Source organism: Polynucleobacter sinensis, from assembly GCF_001595985.1.
Classification (GTDB): Bacteria; Pseudomonadota; Gammaproteobacteria; order Burkholderiales; family Burkholderiaceae; genus Polynucleobacter; species Polynucleobacter sinensis.
This window is the reverse complement of the sequence record NZ_LOJJ01000003.1, coordinates 79,941-95,996: the sequence shown is the minus strand read 5'-3', so window position 1 is coordinate 95,996 and position 16,056 is coordinate 79,941. Positions and strand designations below refer to the sequence as shown.

15 protein-coding genes are annotated in these 16,056 nt (G+C 46.7%); 5 read left to right on the top strand and 10 right to left on the bottom strand.

What is annotated here, in order from left to right; all coding sequences use genetic code 11:
* Positions 1-7: 7 nt before the first annotated feature.
* Positions 8-2,185, bottom strand: coding sequence for a polyribonucleotide nucleotidyltransferase (gene pnp, locus AOB49_RS04200; RefSeq protein WP_062308376.1), 2,178 nt, complete (start codon positions 2,183-2,185; stop codon positions 8-10).
* A 271-nt stretch (positions 2,186-2,456) separates the two neighbouring features.
* A complete protein-coding gene (gene rpsO, locus AOB49_RS04195; protein ID WP_015420915.1) occupies positions 2,457-2,726 on the bottom strand; it encodes a 30S ribosomal protein S15 in 270 nt (89 codons plus the stop codon).
* 210 nt (positions 2,727-2,936) lie between these two features.
* Between rpsO and AOB49_RS04190 the strand changes: the two genes are divergently transcribed.
* The gene (locus AOB49_RS04190) at positions 2,937-3,539 is read left to right on the top strand and encodes a lipid-binding SYLF domain-containing protein (protein ID WP_062308373.1); all 603 of its coding nucleotides are present in this window, start codon (positions 2,937-2,939) and stop codon (positions 3,537-3,539) included.
* Positions 3,540-3,581: 42 nt separating this feature from the next.
* Here AOB49_RS04190 and AOB49_RS04185 read toward each other — a convergent pair whose 3' ends face one another.
* The 6 genes from AOB49_RS04185 to AOB49_RS04160 form a co-directional block, all read right to left on the bottom strand.
* A complete protein-coding gene (locus AOB49_RS04185) occupies positions 3,582-5,129 on the bottom strand; it encodes a 2-isopropylmalate synthase (protein ID WP_062308369.1) in 1,548 nt (515 codons plus the stop codon).
* Between the two features lie 244 nt (positions 5,130-5,373).
* Complete coding sequence (pssA, locus tag AOB49_RS04180; protein WP_156471332.1) at positions 5,374-6,228, bottom strand: CDP-diacylglycerol--serine O-phosphatidyltransferase; 855 nt, start codon at positions 6,226-6,228, stop codon at positions 5,374-5,376.
* Between the two features lie 25 nt (positions 6,229-6,253).
* Positions 6,254-6,901, bottom strand: a complete 648-nt coding sequence (locus AOB49_RS04175) for a phosphatidylserine decarboxylase (protein ID WP_062308366.1) — start codon at positions 6,899-6,901, stop codon at positions 6,254-6,256.
* A gap of 63 nt (positions 6,902-6,964) precedes the next feature.
* Positions 6,965-7,981 carry a ketol-acid reductoisomerase gene (gene ilvC / locus AOB49_RS04170; protein WP_062308363.1) on the bottom strand — a complete coding sequence of 339 codons (1,017 nt, stop codon included), beginning with the start codon at positions 7,979-7,981 and terminating at the stop codon, positions 6,965-6,967.
* Positions 7,982-8,031: 50 nt separating this feature from the next.
* The gene (gene ilvN / locus AOB49_RS04165) at positions 8,032-8,523 is read right to left on the bottom strand and encodes an acetolactate synthase small subunit (RefSeq protein WP_062308360.1); all 492 of its coding nucleotides are present in this window, start codon (positions 8,521-8,523) and stop codon (positions 8,032-8,034) included.
* Positions 8,523-10,310 carry an acetolactate synthase 3 catalytic subunit gene (locus AOB49_RS04160; protein WP_062308359.1) on the bottom strand — a complete coding sequence of 596 codons (1,788 nt, stop codon included), beginning with the start codon at positions 10,308-10,310 and terminating at the stop codon, positions 8,523-8,525. The genes ilvN and AOB49_RS04160 overlap by 1 nt, the downstream gene beginning before the upstream one ends.
* A 193-nt stretch (positions 10,311-10,503) precedes the next feature.
* On the opposite strand from AOB49_RS04160, the gene AOB49_RS04155 reads away from it, so the two are divergent.
* From AOB49_RS04155 to AOB49_RS04140, 4 genes are read left to right on the top strand one after another with little or no spacing between them, the layout of a single operon-like run.
* On the top strand, positions 10,504-11,073 hold the full coding sequence (locus AOB49_RS04155) for an RNA polymerase sigma factor (protein WP_062308356.1): 570 nt from the start codon (positions 10,504-10,506) through the stop codon (positions 11,071-11,073).
* Positions 11,074-11,078: 5 nt separating this feature from the next.
* Entirely contained in the window at positions 11,079-11,537 is a 459-nt protein-coding gene (locus tag AOB49_RS04150; protein ID WP_216634642.1) for a DUF3619 family protein, read from the top strand.
* Positions 11,538-11,559: 22 nt separating this feature from the next.
* Positions 11,560-12,195 (top strand): DUF3106 domain-containing protein, encoded by a 636-nt coding sequence (locus AOB49_RS04145; RefSeq protein ID WP_062308351.1) that lies wholly within the window; start codon positions 11,560-11,562, stop codon positions 12,193-12,195.
* 6 nt (positions 12,196-12,201) lie between these two features.
* Positions 12,202-12,738 carry an RDD family protein gene (locus AOB49_RS04140; RefSeq protein ID WP_062308348.1) on the top strand — a complete coding sequence of 179 codons (537 nt, stop codon included), beginning with the start codon at positions 12,202-12,204 and terminating at the stop codon, positions 12,736-12,738.
* A gap of 22 nt (positions 12,739-12,760) precedes the next feature.
* Here the strand turns inward: AOB49_RS04140 and AOB49_RS04135 are convergent, their stop codons facing one another.
* Both AOB49_RS04135 and AOB49_RS04130 read right to left on the bottom strand, forming a co-directional pair.
* Positions 12,761-15,184, bottom strand: coding sequence for an ABC transporter permease (locus AOB49_RS04135; RefSeq protein WP_245640612.1), 2,424 nt, complete (start codon positions 15,182-15,184; stop codon positions 12,761-12,763).
* A gap of 59 nt (positions 15,185-15,243) precedes the next feature.
* Positions 15,244-16,029: an SDR family oxidoreductase gene (locus tag AOB49_RS04130; RefSeq protein ID WP_062308342.1), complete on the bottom strand. Its 786-nt coding sequence runs from the start codon at positions 16,027-16,029 to the stop codon at positions 15,244-15,246.
* Positions 16,030-16,056 lie beyond the last annotated feature (27 nt).

Sequence of the window (16,056 nt, the reverse complement as noted above, 5' to 3'; positions counted from 1 at the left end):
AAATAACTTAAGCAGTTTCACCGGATGCAGGAGCAGCCTCAGCAGGCGTTTCGGCTACTGTGGATGCACCAGCCAAAGGAGCAATCGTGCCACCTTCATCCGCCATTGCAGCTTTGAGAGATAAACGCAAACGACCACGCTCATCAGCAGCCAGCAACTTCACGCGAACCACTTGGCCTTCCGCCAAATAGTCTTTCACTTCTTTTACACGCTCATTAGAAATTTCGGAGATATGCAAGAGGCCATCTTTACCTGGAAGAATATTTACCAAAGCACCGAACTCGAGCAACTTCACTACTGGGCCTTCGTAGATCTTGCCTACTTCAGCTTCGGCAGTGATACCTTCGATGCGCGCTTTTGCTTCGGCCATACCTTCCGCGGAAGTAGAAGCAATCGTTACAGTGCCGTCATCTTTAATGTCGATGCTGCAACCAGTTTCTTTAGTCAAGGCTTGAATTGTTGCGCCGCCCTTACCAATTACTTCGCGAATCTTGTCTGGATGGATCTTGAAAGAAACCATACGTGGAGCATGCGCAGACAATTCAGTGCGAACTGAACCCATTGCTTCTTGCATCTTGCTCAAAATGTGCAAACGGCCTTCTTTAGCTTGGGCCAATGCAACTTGCATAATTTCTTTAGTAATACCTTGAACTTTAATGTCCATCTGCAAGGCAGTAATACCGTTAGCAGTACCAGCTACTTTAAAGTCCATATCGCCCAAGTGATCTTCATCACCCAAGATATCTGTCAATACAGCAAAACGATTGCCATCCAAAATCAAGCCCATTGCAACACCTGCAACGTGCGCCTTAACTGGAACACCAGCATCCATCATGGCCAAACAGCCACCGCAAACGGAAGCCATAGATGAGGAACCATTGGATTCAGTGATTTCTGAAACAACACGAATACTGTATGCAAAATCTTCAGCGCTTGGCAATACTGGAATCAATGCGCGCTTAGCCAAACGGCCGTGACCAATTTCACGACGCTTAGGACTACCTACGCGGCCAGTTTCGCCTGTAGCAAATGGAGGCATGTTGTAGTGGAACATAAAACGATCACGGTACTCACCTTCGAGTGCGTCAATGATCTGCTCATCGCGTGCAGTACCCAACGTGGCCACAACGAGAGCCTGCGTTTCACCACGAGTAAACAATGCTGAACCATGTGTGCGTGGCAATACGCCATTGCGAATTTCAATTGGACGAACAGTGCGTGTATCGCGACCATCAATACGAGGCTCACCATTCAAAATCTGGCTACGAACAATCTTCGCTTCAATTTCAAACATGATGTCACTAACGGCAACCGTATCTACATCACCCTCTTCAGACAACTTGGCCAATACTTCTTTAGAGATTTCTTTGAGCTTGTCAGAACGCGCGCCTTTTTGACGAATCTGATAAGCCTCGCGTAACGGCGCCTCTGCCAATGCGGTGACCTTAGCAATAAATGGCTCATCTTTAGGAGCGGCAGTCCAATCCCACTCTGGCTTGCCAGCTTCGCGAACTAAATCATTGATTGCGTTGATCGCAGTTTGCATTTGCTCATGGCCATATACAACTGCACCCAACATCACTTCTTCAGACAACTGATTGGCTTCTGACTCAACCATCAAAACAGCAGCTTGCGTACCAGCAACAATCAAATCCATTTCGCTAGTAGCTTGCTCTGTACGAGTTGGGTTCAAAAGATATTGACCGTTAGCATAGCCAACGCGCGCTGCGCCAACTGGGCCGGCAAATGGAATACCTGAGACAGCCAAAGCTGCTGAGGCTGCGATCAGCGCAGGAATATCTGCAGGAACGTCAGGGTTAATAGATAAGACATGCACTACCACCTGAACTTCGTTCAAGAAGCCCTCTGGGAACAATGGGCGCAATGGACGATCGATCAAACGGGAGATCAATGTCTCGCCTTCTGATGGACGACCTTCGCGACGAAAGAAGCCACCAGGAATTTTTCCTGCTGCGTAAGTTTTTTCGAGGTAATCAACAGTCAACGGGAAAAACGACTGGCCCGGCTTAGCTGATTTAGAGGCCACTACCGTGCCCATTACTACTGTGTCATCCACATTAACGATAACGGCACCACCAGATTGGCGAGCGATCTCGCCAGTTTCCATAGTGACTTGATGGTTGCCCCATTGAAACGTTTTTACTGCTTTTTTAAACATCGTCATTCTGATCTTCTCCAAATTGTTCACGCAAAACCCACATGGGTAGTACGCTTGTCGTGGGATAAAGCAGTGTCACGACAACACTGGAGCGTTTAAAGATCACAAGGGATGCCATTCCAGGGAGGCACTGAGTTAATCAACTCAGAAACTCATTGGAATGACACGATCCCCTACACAAATAATCTTGAAGCGCTCAAAAAACATGCCATCTGCTTAAGACTGATTCTGTTACGAAACAACCTTAAGAAAGATGGCATTGCAATACCGATAAGAATTACTTACGGAGACCTAATTTCTCGATCAATGCGCGATAGCGACCCAAATCCTTGCCCTTGAGATAATCCAAGAGGCGGCGACGGCGTGAAACCATCTTCAACAAACCACGACGGCTGTGATGATCTTTAGCGTTAGCTTTGAAATGGGGGGTTAATTCATTGATGCGGGCTGTTAGCAATGAAACTTGAACTTCAGGGCTACCCGTATCGTTTGCGCTGCGCGCGTTTTCTTTGACGATTTCCGCCGTTTTAATATCAGCAACTGCCATTTTCATACTCCTTACTTGCGAACACTTGAGCTTTCACCCAATCTGTGTCGTGCACTTATTAATCAAATAAAACAAAAAAGCTTTAAAAATCAAAGCCCTCGAATTGTATCAGAGAGAACCCAAAAAATGGGGTGGCAAGCCCTAGAACTTGCTATGCTCTAGGGGTAGATCTACCTTTAATATAAAAATATTCAATTAAATCAATAACTTATGAAAATTAACCCCCTCATTCGCCCTATATTTGCACTTTTTTTAGGCATTTTTTTCCTTCAGGGTACGGCTTTCGCCCAATTTTCCAATCCATTTGGAACCCAAAAAACAGTTGCCCAGCAACGCGAAGACATTCTCAAAACAAGCAGTGCCACTCTAAAAACCCTTTATCAAGTACAGCCTAAGGCAAAGGGACTCATTGAAAGGTCGGTTGGCTACGCGACCTTTAGCAACTTTGGCATGAAGATTTTGATTGCTGGTGGTGGAACCGGTAGTGGCGTAGTCATCCAAAAAGATGGGGCAAAGCCTATTTACATGAATATGGCCGAAGTTCAAGCTGGCTTGGGTTTTGGCATTAAATCCTTCCAAAATATCTTTGTTTTTGAAACACAAGCCGCCTTAAATGACTTCGTGAACTCCGGATGGACTTTTGGTGGCCAAGTCACAGCTGCAGCCAAATATGAAAATAATGGAGATGCCTACCAAGATGCAGCTGTGGTGGCTCCGGGCGTTCTCATGTATCAACTTACAGACTCAGGCCTTGCCGCTGAAATTACTGGCAAGGGTACTAAGTACTATAAAAATACTGACCTTAATAAGTAATTCTATTGAGGCAGCTTTACCGCAGATGTCGCCGCAACAATCCTAAGGCGTCATCTGCGCATTGAGCTTAGCTTGGCTAGGATCGTGCAATTTATTCAACGCAGATAAATAAGCCTTAGCCGAGGCGGCAATAATGTCGGGATCAGTTCCAACACCATTCACAATTCGACCACCCTTTGCAAGGCGTACTGTCACCTCACCCTGCGACTGAGTGCCAGAAGTAATAGCATTTACTGAATACAGCAACTGCTCTGCTCCACTTTTTGCAATTTCTTCAATCGCATTTAAGCTCGCATCAACCGGGCCGTTGCCTTCGGCCTCTGAGCTCATCTCTTTATCACCAACGCGGAAAGTTACCTTGGATTTCGGACGCTCACCGGTTTCAGAATGCTGACTCAAAGAAATGAATTTATAAAACTCACCCTCTTCGGATGTTGCTGAATCAGACATGATTGCAATGATGTCTTCATCAAAAATCTCCGCCTTCTGATCAGCCAAAGATTTGAAGCGCACAAAGGCCTCATTCAAATCTGCCTCAGCTTCAATGGCAATACCCAATTCTTGCAAGCGTTGCTTAAATGCATTGCGACCAGACAATTTGCCCAAGACAATCTTGTTGGTAGACCAACCCACATCTTCTGCGCGCATGATTTCGTAGGTTTCACGATTCTTTAAGATGCCATCCTGATGAATACCGGAGGCATGTGCAAAGGCATTGGCACCGACCACTGCTTTATTAGGTTGCACTACAAAACCGGTGATTTGTGAAACCAACTTCGATGCAGGAACAATCTGAGTCGCATCGATGCCACACACCAAATCAAAATAATCTTTACGGGTACGCAAAGCCATCACAATCTCTTCTAAAGCAGTATTACCAGCGCGCTCACCCAAACCATTAATCGTGCACTCGATTTGACGAGCACCACCGATCTTCACGCCAGCCAATGAATTGGCAACAGCCATACCCAAATCGTTATGGCAGTGCACGGACCAAATTGCTTTGTCTGAGTTCGGCACTCGAGTACGCAGGGTCTTGATGAACTCGCCGTATAACTCTGGGGTTGCATACCCTACGGTATCGGGAATATTGATAGTGCTTGCACCCTCATTAATAACCGCCTCAACCACTCTACACAAAAAGTCCATCTCAGAGCGATAGCCATCTTCCGCTGAGAACTCGATATCCTCAGCCAAGTTCCTCGCAAAACGAATGGAGCGCTTGGCCTGCTCCAACACCTCTTCTGGAGACATGCGCAATTTCACAGCCATATGTAACGGGCTAGTTGCCAAGAATGCATGAATCCGTTTTGCATTGGCAGCCTTTAAAGCATCGGCAGCGCGAGTAATATCTTTATCGTTAGCGCGTGCGAGTGAGCAAACAATGGAATCCTTTACCGCCGCAGCCACGGCGGAGATAGCCTGGAAATCGCCCTCAGAGCTAGCAGCAAAACCAGCCTCGATCACATCGACCTTAAGGCGCTCCAATTGACGCGCAATGCGAACCTTTTCATCTTTGGTCATTGATGCGCCAGGGGATTGCTCACCGTCACGCAAGGTGGTATCGAAAATGATTACTTTGTCGCTCATCACTACTCTCCGGTTCAATATTGCTTAATTATGTTTGCTACTCAATTGCGAATCTAAAAACAAAAACCCCAGCAAATTGCTGGGGCTGGTATGTCGTGGCTAATGAATTACGTTAATCTCATTAACTCAGGCCTTACCTGCCCCAAGCCTTAGGCTTAGTGCTAGTAGCAGTTTTCCGCTAGGCAAGTTAGAAAAAAGTGAGAAATTCATCAACATAGATTAAATATAACCTAAAAATACAGTTTTAGCTAAAACGACGCCCGCTTAAACGCTCCCATGCCCAAATCACGTAGCCCGAGATCGAGTAAATCACGAATAAACCAAATAGGGTCAAGGGTGGATTTGAGGAAATCAAGACAAAAGTGAGAATCATCAAGACCATTACACCAAAAGGCACGCGATAACGGACATCCAAGGCTTTGCCACTATAGAAGCGGGCGTTAGAAACCATTGTCAAGCCGGCGTAGACAGCCAAAAAGAAGGTGATCCAAGGAATAGCGCTGTCTCGAACCGGAATCTTATTGTCATCAGCGAGCCAAATGAAACCCGCCATTAATGATCCGGCAGCAGGACTTGGCAAGCCCTGAAAGAACTTTTTATCAACAACACCAGTATTGACATTGAAGCGCGCTAAACGCAAAGCCGCCCCAGCACAGTATGTAAAAGCAGCCAACCAGCCCCACTTACCCAAATCTTTTAAAGCCCACTCATAAGCGACCAAAGCTGGAGCTACACCAAATGACACCATATCAGCCAAAGAATCATACTGTTCACCAAAAGCGCTTTGCGTATTGGTCATACGAGCTACTCGACCATCCATACCATCAAGAACCAAGGATGCAAAGATGGCAATAGCCGCCATTTCAAACTGGTGATTCATCGCGTTAACAATGGCAAAGAAACCGCAGAATAATGCGGCGGTTGTGAACGCATTAGGAAGCAAGTAGATGCCTTTACTACGTTGACGCGGTTTGTCCGCATGCAGTTCATCTACCTCAAAATCAACCCCATCACCCAAATCCTGAGCCCACTCATCTTGAGTACGCTTATGAGAAAGGCGACTGCGATCTATACGGCCACGACGGCGAAATGTAGTCAAAGAATATCCCAGTAATAAAACCTAATTAATCTAAGCCAGGTAAACGTGCTAAGGCAGTATTTGTTGCAAAGACCTTATCGCCAACGCTGACTAGTGGCTCAGCTGTTAACGGTAAATATACATCCACACGAGAACCAAAACGAATAAAGCCGTAACGCTCACCCGCCTTCAACCTATCGCCAACATGGATATAGCAAAGAATGCGGCGCGCAATTAAGCCGGCCACCTGAACTAGAGTCACAATCTGGCCGTTGGCATCAATCACAACAGCGTTACGCTCGTTCTCTGTAGATGCCTTATCTAAATCAGCATTCACAAACTTACCGGGGAAGTACTGAATCTCTTTAACCAAGCCGTTGACCGCGCTCCGGTTGGAATGAACATTAAATACGTTCATAAACACACTAATCTTCAAAGCCTCACGACCCGCATAAGGGTCATTCGCTTTTTCCACCACAACGATCCGACCATCGGCTGGAGATAAAACCAAATCACGACCTAAGGCAGCAATGCGCTGCGGGTCGCGGAAGAACTGCAGAACAAAGATAAAGATAATCCACAAGGGCCATGACCATGCAATACCACCAAGGTAGTGGACTAGCAAAGTTACCGCCCCCACCAATGCTAAATACGGCCAACCTTCTTTCGCAATAATGGGGTGTGGATACATCATCTTTGTTCTGAGCCTTTTTAGTTACTGCTATTAATTTCTAACCTCTAATTACCAAGTTATTACTTAATTCTTAGTCTGGTCAACTAACTTGTTCTTCGCAATCCAAGGCATCATGGCACGCAATTTCGCACCAACTACCTCGATATCATGCTCAGCATTCAAGCGACGACGAGAAATCAAAGTAGGCGCACCCGCTTTATTTTCCAAGATGAAGCTCTTAGCGTACTCACCAGTTTGAATGTCTTTTAGGCACTGACGCATTGCGTTCTTAGTATCTTCAGTTACAACACGTGGACCAGTCACATACTCACCGTACTCGGCATTGTTAGAGATAGAGTAATTCATGTTGGCGATACCGCCTTCGTAGATCAAGTCAACAATCAACTTAAGCTCATGCAAGCACTCGAAGTAAGCCATCTCTGGAGCGTAGCCAGCCTCAACCAGAGTTTCAAAACCTGCTTTGATCAACTCAACTGCGCCACCACATAGAACAGCCTGCTCACCGAACAAGTCAGTTTCAGTTTCTTCGCGGAAGTTTGTTTCGATAATGCCAGCACGACCACCACCGTTTGCTGTTGCATAAGACAAAGCAACATCACGGGCTGAACCAGATTTATCTTGATACACAGCGATCAAATGAGGAACACCACCACCTTGCGCGTATGTACCGCGCACAGTATGACCTGGCGCCTTAGGAGCAATCATAATCACGTCTAAGTCAGCGCGTGGCTGAACTTGACCGTAGTGAACGTTAAAGCCATGAGCAAATGCCAATGCAGCACCCTGCTTGATATTGCCGTGAACTTCTTTGTTGTAAACATCAGCGATTTGTTCGTCAGGCAAGAGCATCATCACGACATCAGCATCCTTAACCGCTTCAGCAACTTCTTTTACTGTCAAGCCAGCATTAACTGCCTTGCTCCAAGAGGCGCCGTCTTTACGCAAACCAACGGTAACGTTCACACCTGAATCTTTAAGGTTCAATGAGTGCGCATGGCCCTGTGAACCGTAACCAATAATGGTCACTTTTTTGCCTTTAATGAGGGACAAATCCGCGTCTTTATCGTAAAAAACTTTCATGCTCTTTCCTTGTGTTGAAAATATAGTTAATGCTGCAATTCGTTAAAAAATTAAACCTTCAAGATACGCTCGCCGCGCCCAATACCAGAACCACCCGAGCGGACGGTTTCTAGAATCGATGCGCGATCAATTGAATCAATAAAGGCGTCTAATTTGGCACCATCACCCGTTAATTCAATGGTGTAACTCTTATCGGTCACATCAATGATGCGACCACGGAAGATATCTGTTGTTCTTTTAAGCTCTTCACGCTCTTTACCAACAGCGCGAACCTTAATCATCATGAGCTCGCGCTCAATGTGCGGACCTTCGCTTAAATCAAAAACCTTCACCACTTCAACCAAGCGATTTAAGTGTTTAGTGATTTGCTCGATCACATCATCAGAGCCAAAAGTGACGATAGTCATGCGAGATAAAGAGGAATCTTCAGTTGGGGCAACACTCAAAGTATCAATGTTGTAACCGCGCGCTGAAAATAAACCCACTACACGCGATAAGGCGCCTGGCTCGTTCTCTATCAGTACAGAAATAATATGTCGCATTAGAGATCCTCACTACCCAAAAGCATTTCAGTAATACCCTTGCCCGCTTGAACCATAGGCCAAACGTTTTCTTCTGGGTCTGTCTGGAAGTCCATAAACACTGTACGGTCCTTTAAACGAATTGCCTCTTTGAGAGCGCCCTCAACATCAGACTTCTTCTCAATACGCATACCGACGTGACCATAGGCCTCAGCCAACTTGACGAAGTCAGGCAAAGAGTCCATGTAGGAACTGGAATAGCGTTTGTTATAGGTCAACTCTTGCCATTGGCGAACCATACCTAGGTAGCGATTATTTAATGAAACAATCTTTACCGGTGTGTCGTACTGCTTGCAAGTGGACAACTCTTGAATACACATCTGAATAGAGCCTTCACCAGTAATGGTGAATACATCTTTCTCAGGGAATGCTTTTTTAATACCCATCGCATATGGCAAGCCCACACCCATCGTGCCCAGACCGCCTGAGTTAATCCAACGACGAGGTTTATCGAACTTATAGAACTGCGCTGCCCACATTTGATGCTGACCAACGTCAGAGCAAATGAACGCATCGCCACCAGTCAGTTCCCATAACTTCTGAACGACATACTGAGGCTTCACGATTTGTGATGCTTCGTCATACTTCAAGCAATCTTTTTTACGCCACTCATTAATCTGCTCCCACCATGCTGCCACTTTGGCATCATTCTTGCGTGGGCCAGCGGCTTTGAGCTGCGCGGTCATCTCAACCAGTACTTCTTTGAGATTGCCAACAATCGGAACATCCACCTTTACCCGCTTAGAGATGACGGATGGATCGATATCAATGTGAATAATCTTTCGCGGATGACTTGCAAAGTGCGATGTATTGCCGATCACGCGATCATCAAAACGCGCACCGATAGCAATCAACACATCACTGTGCTGCATCGCCATATTTGCCTCGTATGTTCCGTGCATACCCAACATGCCTAAGAACTGCGGACTAGTGCCCGGAAAACCTCCCAAGCCCATCAAGGTGTTGGTAACGGGGTAACCCAGTAAATCAGCAAACTCTTTGAGCTCTGGCGCAGCATCAGCCAAGATAACCCCACCGCCGGTATAGATGTATGGACGCTCCGCTTCCTGCAATAAGGAAACCGCCTTACGAATTTGCCCACTATGGCCCTTGATGACTGGGTTATAGGAGCGCATCTCCAAAACATCTGGATAAACAAATGGGGCTTTGGCCGCTGATACATCCTTAGGAATATCAATCAACACCGGACCTGGGCGACCTGTCTGGGCAATATGGAAAGCTTTTTTGATCACCAAGGGAAGGTCTCTGACATCCTTGACCAAGAAGTTGTGCTTTACGACCGGACGAGTAATACCAACGGTATCAGCTTCCTGGAAGGCATCTTCACCAATTGCGTATGTTGGCACATTACCGCTAATGATCACCATTGGGATCGAGTCAGTATAGGCAGTAGCAATTCCAGTAACCGCATTAGTTACACCAGGACCCGAAGTGACTAGGGCAACGCCAACCTTACCGGTTGCGCGTGCATAACCATCGGCTGCATGAACTGCTGCTTGCTCATGGCGAACAAGGATATGCTCGAACTTATCCTGCTTAAAAATTTCATCGTAAATAAAGAGAACCGATCCGCCGGGATAACCCCAAACGAACTCGACCCCTTCTTTGTGCAATGCACTAACCAGCATCTCGGCACCAATCATTTCAGGCGCGGCTGCTGCAGTATTGATATTTGCTGTGTCTTGATTAGCTTTAGTAGCTAAAAATTCGGCGCTGCTTGTATTCATTTTCTTTCGTCCTTTGCAATTTTCGGCAAAAAATTGTTTGGTCTGTTCTGTCTCCTGCTTGTGGCCTGAGTTCGAACGGCGCTGCTACCGGAAAAAACCACTTCGTAAATGAGATTCTAGGTAGTAAGCCCTATATTCTATAGTAATCCCCTAAAATAGACGAATTCAATCTGATTCAGGTCTAATTCGCTGAATGGCTTCCCCCCAAGAACTATCTGATTTTCTCAGCAGTGTTGAGCAGCGCGCTTTTAAGCAAGCCGTCTATGCTGTGCGAGATGACGATGCAGCTCTGGATATCGTTCAAGATGCCATGATCAAGCTAGCCGAAAAATACGGCGACCGCCCTGCTGCGGAGCTCCCCCTCGTTTTTACTAGAATTTTGCAAAATCGCATTCATGACTGGTTTAGGCGCCAAAAAGTTCGCAATACTTGGGTTAGCCTCTTTTCCAGCATGGGTAAAAAATCAGATGAAAATGATGATTTTGACCCTCTCGAGTCACTTTCTGCGCCTGACGATAGCGAAATTCACCAAGATGGGGCACAAAAACTCGAAAAGAGCCAACTTTTAGAGGCGCTAGAGTCAGAAATATCAAAATTGCCTGCCCGTCAACGAGAAGCCTTCCTGATGCGTTATTGGGATGAGCTGAGCATTACTGAAACTGCCCTTGCTATGAGTTGTAGCGAGGGAAGCGTCAAAACCCACTGCTCAAGAGCCACCCAGGCTCTAGCTAAAGCATTGAAATTAAAAGGAATTACGCTGTGAACCGCATGAATGAAGATCTTTTAGACTCAACAGAAGTTGACCAGTTTGGTCTAGCTACTGCCGCCCTGCTCCGCCACGGATCAAAATCCCTGCCTGCAGGCATCAAAGATCGCCTGTATGCAGCTCGCTTAAAAGCGCTTTCGGTTCAAAAACCAGAAAAAATTCGTGCTCAACAGCATGTATTGGCTAATTCCACTGGAAACTGGTTTTCAGGGCCACGCTCACTTTGGGATAACTTCAGCTGGGTTGCACCCTTAGTCGTTCTCGTTTTTGGACTGATTGGAATTGCTCAATGGCAGCAAGAATCTCGGATCAACGACATTGCCGAGCTTGATGCCGCCCTCCTAACGGATGATGTTCCACCAGATGCTTACGCAGATAGCGGTTTTATGGGTTTCCTAAAAAATGGCCCTCTCGCAGACTCAGATAAAGATGGCTTGGACTCATCCAAAGCTCCCTCTTAAAAATACTGACCCCGCATAACGCATGCTAAAAATCTGGAGATCCATTAGCGCCTCACTCGCCCTCAGTAGCTTGCTGATACTCGCCTTGGGTGGATATTGCTTGACTCAGAGTGCATCGGCTTTGGCGCAAACCACTCCTTCTGGATCGCATGGCAAAACCACCGGAATTCCCGAGAAGAAGCCTGATGGCACTTGGGAAGGTTTAAAACCAGAGCAACAAAAGATTCTGGCGCCCCTCGAAAGCGACTGGGACTACATGCTCCCCGACAGCCGTAAGAAGTGGATTCAAGTAGCTAACCTCTACCCCAAAATGAGCGAAGTCGATCAACAGCGCCTACAGTCACGCATGGCAAGCTGGTCCAACCTCTCCCAAAGGGATCGTCGCATTGCTCGCGAAAATTATTTAAGCAGCCTGAAATTCCCCGCTGAGAAAAAAGCAGAGGCCTGGAGCGCTTATCAAAAATTAAGTGACGAGCAAAAGAAGAAACTTGCCCAAGCAGAGGTGAATAAGAAAAAGCCTACTGCCGCAAGCGCCCCAACCTTGCAACAACATCCCATTACGCAAAAACCCAGTCTAGCGCCAACTGCCGCACCAAGCACACCAGCAGTTGAAACGCCCGCACCTGGCGCTTCGGACAGCAGCTCAAGCAACCCCTAATCTGCAATGACTCCTGCAGAATTAAACGTCTTACCCGCTCCGAAATTTTGGCGACGTGTGTCTTGTGCACTCTATGAACAACTTGTTCTGCTGGGTGTAGTGGCCTTTACATTTCTTCTGCCCAACTTAGGTTTGGGTATTTTGTTTGGCGTCTCATTGCCAAGCTGGTTAACTTTCTTGTATCTCTATGCCGTCCTTGGTATCTACTTTGTTTGGTATTGGACAAAATCAGGGCAAACATTAGCTATGCAAACATGGCGTGTACGCATGATTGGTCCCGGCGGCTATAACCTCACTCGCCGACAAGCAGTATGGCGCTATGTATTTGCTTCTCTATGGCTTGTACCCTGCATTCTTTTGCAGTGGCTCCTAGATTTTCATAGATGGCAGATCATTGAAATGCTATTTACTGTTGCGCTATTTCTCTGGCCATTGACCATTTACCTTCATCGCGTAAATCCATTGTTACGCCAAAGTTTGCCCGATCGTCTTGGCGGTACTCGCTTAGTTGAGCTACCTAAAAATCTCGTCACATTATCGTAATTCAAGGCGATGAGACAGTGCTTTAGACCTCACGCAAACAATCAATTGCAGTAGTCGTCTGAATTCTTCTTTGAAAGCGATAGCCTGCCAAGAGACAGGCTGACACACCGAACATCACCCCCATCGTGAGCGCTTCAATAAATGCATGGAACTCAATTTCAAGCACAAAACGACCAAGAGCCCAAGCAGCAAAGCCTGATGCTAAACCAGCTAGGACACCGGCCAACAAGCCAATGGTTAAAAGTTCAGCAATAGCAATTTTTCCCAGCAAAGTACGTGACGCCCCTACCGCCTTCAAGAGCGCGGCAGTTCTAAATCGCTCATCTTGCGTAGCGGCAATAGCCGATATGAGAACCAACATTGCAGCTGCGATAGTAAAAGTAAACAGCAATCCCAGAACTGAAGAGAGGCGATCTAAAACATCTTGAATCTGCTTAAGAGACGCAGCAACATCAACAATAGTGAGGTTCGGATAGGACTGAGAAAGCTGATGATCCAATCCTTCGATTGTGGGATTTTGATAATAAGAAGTAATCCAAGATTGCGGCATACCACTTAGTTGCGCTGGAGGCATGATGACAAAGAAATTCACTCTCATAGAACCCCAATCCAACTTTCGCAATGAGGTAATCGGAGCAACAATTTTCTCACCAGCTACCTCAAATGTCATCAAGTCACCCAGCTTAAGATTGAGGGTTTTTGCGATCCCCGCCTCCAATGAAATTTGAGGCGCATCACCTGCAATCCATTGGCCGGAAGTCACGCGATTTCCTTCTGGTAATCGATCCGTATAAGAAAGATTGAATTCGCGGTCAACTAAGCGACGCGCATTCTCCTGAGCATAGTCGTCTGGACTAACTAACTTTCCATTAACCTCAATCAGACGAGCACGTACCATCGGATAAAAACTAGGTTGAGATACGCCTGCGGCAGATAAAGATTTCGCAATTGCTTGCTTCTGCTCCTCCTGAACGTTAATCATGAATCGGTTTGGTGCATCAAGCGGAATACTGCCCTGCCATGCAGCCAATAAATCTTGGCGAAGCAATAAGATCATTAATAAAGCCATTAATGCGATTCCTAAAGCGGTAATTTGCATCACCGCAAATCCTGCACGACGCGCTTGAGTTTTCAATGCAAAGCGCACGGCAAAACTATGTTCTCCCCAACGAGAAAAAATACCATTACTGATGCGTAATACTCCCCAAGAAATAGCAGCAAACAACACAACCGCTAGACCAAAACTTAAACTTACCCAAGCAGCTAGTTTCCAGTCACGTGCAGCCAAGGCGATTAAAGCCAGGCAAGCCACAATACTAAAAATAGCCACCCATAAGGCATTGATGTTGATCGTTCCCAGCTCTTTCCTAACCAAGCGAATGGGAGAAATTGTTATGAGACTTAGTAATGGAGGGCCAGCAAAACCCATCAACAAAGAAAGGGACAATAAAACGCTCCAAGCTACAGGCCAAAGCGAGATATCTGGCAAGTTCCCCATTACCAAATTGCCCAAGATACACATCAATAATTCCTGAACGACGTAGCCAATGAGTGCGCCAAAAAGAGCAGAAAGAACGGTAAGAGTCAGTAGTATTCTGAGTTGTGCCAGCAAAATCATCTTTTGACTTGCGCCCAAACATTTCATCACAGCGCAGGTATCAGCCTGCTTAAAGACGTAGCGGCGGGTTGATAAGGCAATTGCAACTGCCGCAACCATGGCTGTCAATAAGGCGACTAGGGAAAGGAATCGCTCTGCCCTCTCCAGCGTTTTACGCATCACTGGCTGGGCGTTTTCTAAGGTCTCGATACGCAAACCTCGCAGACCTTCGGATTCGATATATTGCTTTACCCATTGCTCATAAGACGCAATAGACTGATCGTCTCCGGCCAACAACAAACGGTAAGTTACTCGACTACCCAGACCGATCAGACCTGTAGAAGGTAAATCCTCTAGCGACATCATGACACGTGGCGCAAAGTTCATAAAACCAGCACCGCGATCTAACTCACGCTCGAGTACGCCAGCGATTAAGAATTGCTTGTCCCCTAGTCGCATTTGATCGCCCACCCGAGCATTCAAACTCGCCAACATCGGAGGATCAACCCATACAGAACCCGGGGAAGGAGTCTGAGCATCCACCTGGGGAGAGACCTTGAGATGCCCCCGTAGAGGGTAAGCGGGGCTTACCGCCTTTAAAGAGGCAAGCTTACTTTGCACCCCAACGGTTGCCATGCTTGGAAAAACGATAGTTTGTGCAAGCTGAAGCTGTCGCTCCTTAGCTTCAACAAGAAACCGTTCTGCTAATGGCTGATCACCAACCAAGAGTAGATCAGCGCCTAAAAGCTGACGAGCATCAAACTGAAATGCTCGCTGCATCCGATCGGCTAAAAATGCGACGCTAGATAAAGCGGTGACAGAGAGTGTTAGTGCGACAAAAAGCCACACTAACTCACTCGATCTAAATTCTCTTTGAATACCTCGAAAGTAATTGAGTAACACAACGATTAGATCGCCTGTACCTGACCACCATCAACTCGTATCACGGAACCAGTAATGAAAGAAGCATTCTGGCTGGCTAAGAATGCGGCAGTATCACCATATTCTTTTGGATCACCATAGCGGCCCATTGGAATTTGCCTCAAGCTTGCCTGAACTACTGCCTCATAACTAACGTTTTCACGCTGAGCACGCGCCTCGTCCAATTGACGCAGACGATCAGTAGCAACACGACCTGGCATGATCACGTTTACAGTAATGCCTTCAGCAGCAACTTCTGTTGCCAGAGTTTTAGACCACGCAAGCAAGGCTGCGCGCAATGTATTAGAAATCGCCAGATTTTTAATCGGAGCAATTGCGCCTGATGTTGTGCTAGTAATAATGCGCCCCCACTTACGTTGACGCATACCTGGCAGCACGCGATCAGTAATGGCGATAAGAGACAACACCATATCGTTAAAACTTTTTTGCCATAAAGCGGGATCTTGACCTGCGGCAGGCGTTGGTGGCGGTCCGCCAGTATTGTTAATCAAGATATCAATGGGACCTAATTCGATTTCCACCTTTGTCACAAGAGCGTCGATCACAGAGGCATCAGATAAATCCCAGCTCAAGGCCAACGCCTTGCCACCGGCAGCCTCAATCAGCTCCACAGACTTTTTTAGGCCTTCTGCATTGCGACCGGTCACCGCTACTTTTACGCCTTCACGCGCAAGCGATACGGCCATTGCCTGACCTAAACCACGGCTCGATGCCATTACCAAAGCAACCTTACCTTTGAGTCCTAAATCCATGTCTTCTCCATCTTCTATTGAATATGT

Excerpts from the sequence above, each read along its gene's own strand:
- AOB49_RS04145 (WP_062308351.1), top strand. The coding sequence starts at position 11,560 with ATGCTAAAAATCTGGAGATCCATTAGCGCCTCACTCGCCCTCAGTAGC.
- AOB49_RS04185 (WP_062308369.1), bottom strand. The coding sequence starts at position 5,129 with ATGAGCGACAAAGTAATCATTTTCGATACCACCTTGCGTGACGGTGAG.
- AOB49_RS04140 (WP_062308348.1), top strand. The coding sequence starts at position 12,202 with ATGACTCCTGCAGAATTAAACGTCTTACCCGCTCCGAAATTTTGGCGA.
- AOB49_RS04155 (WP_062308356.1), top strand. The coding sequence starts at position 10,504 with ATGGCTTCCCCCCAAGAACTATCTGATTTTCTCAGCAGTGTTGAGCAG.
- AOB49_RS04175 (WP_062308366.1), bottom strand. The coding sequence starts at position 6,901 with ATGATGTATCCACACCCCATTATTGCGAAAGAAGGTTGGCCGTATTTA.
- AOB49_RS04190 (WP_062308373.1), top strand. The coding sequence starts at position 2,937 with ATGAAAATTAACCCCCTCATTCGCCCTATATTTGCACTTTTTTTAGGC.
- ilvN (WP_062308360.1), bottom strand. The coding sequence starts at position 8,523 with ATGCGACATATTATTTCTGTACTGATAGAGAACGAGCCAGGCGCCTTA.
- AOB49_RS04160 (WP_062308359.1), bottom strand. The coding sequence starts at position 10,310 with ATGAATACAAGCAGCGCCGAATTTTTAGCTACTAAAGCTAATCAAGAC.
- AOB49_RS04130 (WP_062308342.1), bottom strand. The coding sequence starts at position 16,029 with ATGGATTTAGGACTCAAAGGTAAGGTTGCTTTGGTAATGGCATCGAGC.
- rpsO (WP_015420915.1), bottom strand. The coding sequence starts at position 2,726 with ATGGCAGTTGCTGATATTAAAACGGCGGAAATCGTCAAAGAAAACGCG.
- pnp (WP_062308376.1), bottom strand. The coding sequence starts at position 2,185 with ATGACGATGTTTAAAAAAGCAGTAAAAACGTTTCAATGGGGCAACCAT.
- ilvC (WP_062308363.1), bottom strand. The coding sequence starts at position 7,981 with ATGAAAGTTTTTTACGATAAAGACGCGGATTTGTCCCTCATTAAAGGC.
- AOB49_RS04150 (WP_216634642.1), top strand. The coding sequence starts at position 11,079 with ATGAATGAAGATCTTTTAGACTCAACAGAAGTTGACCAGTTTGGTCTA.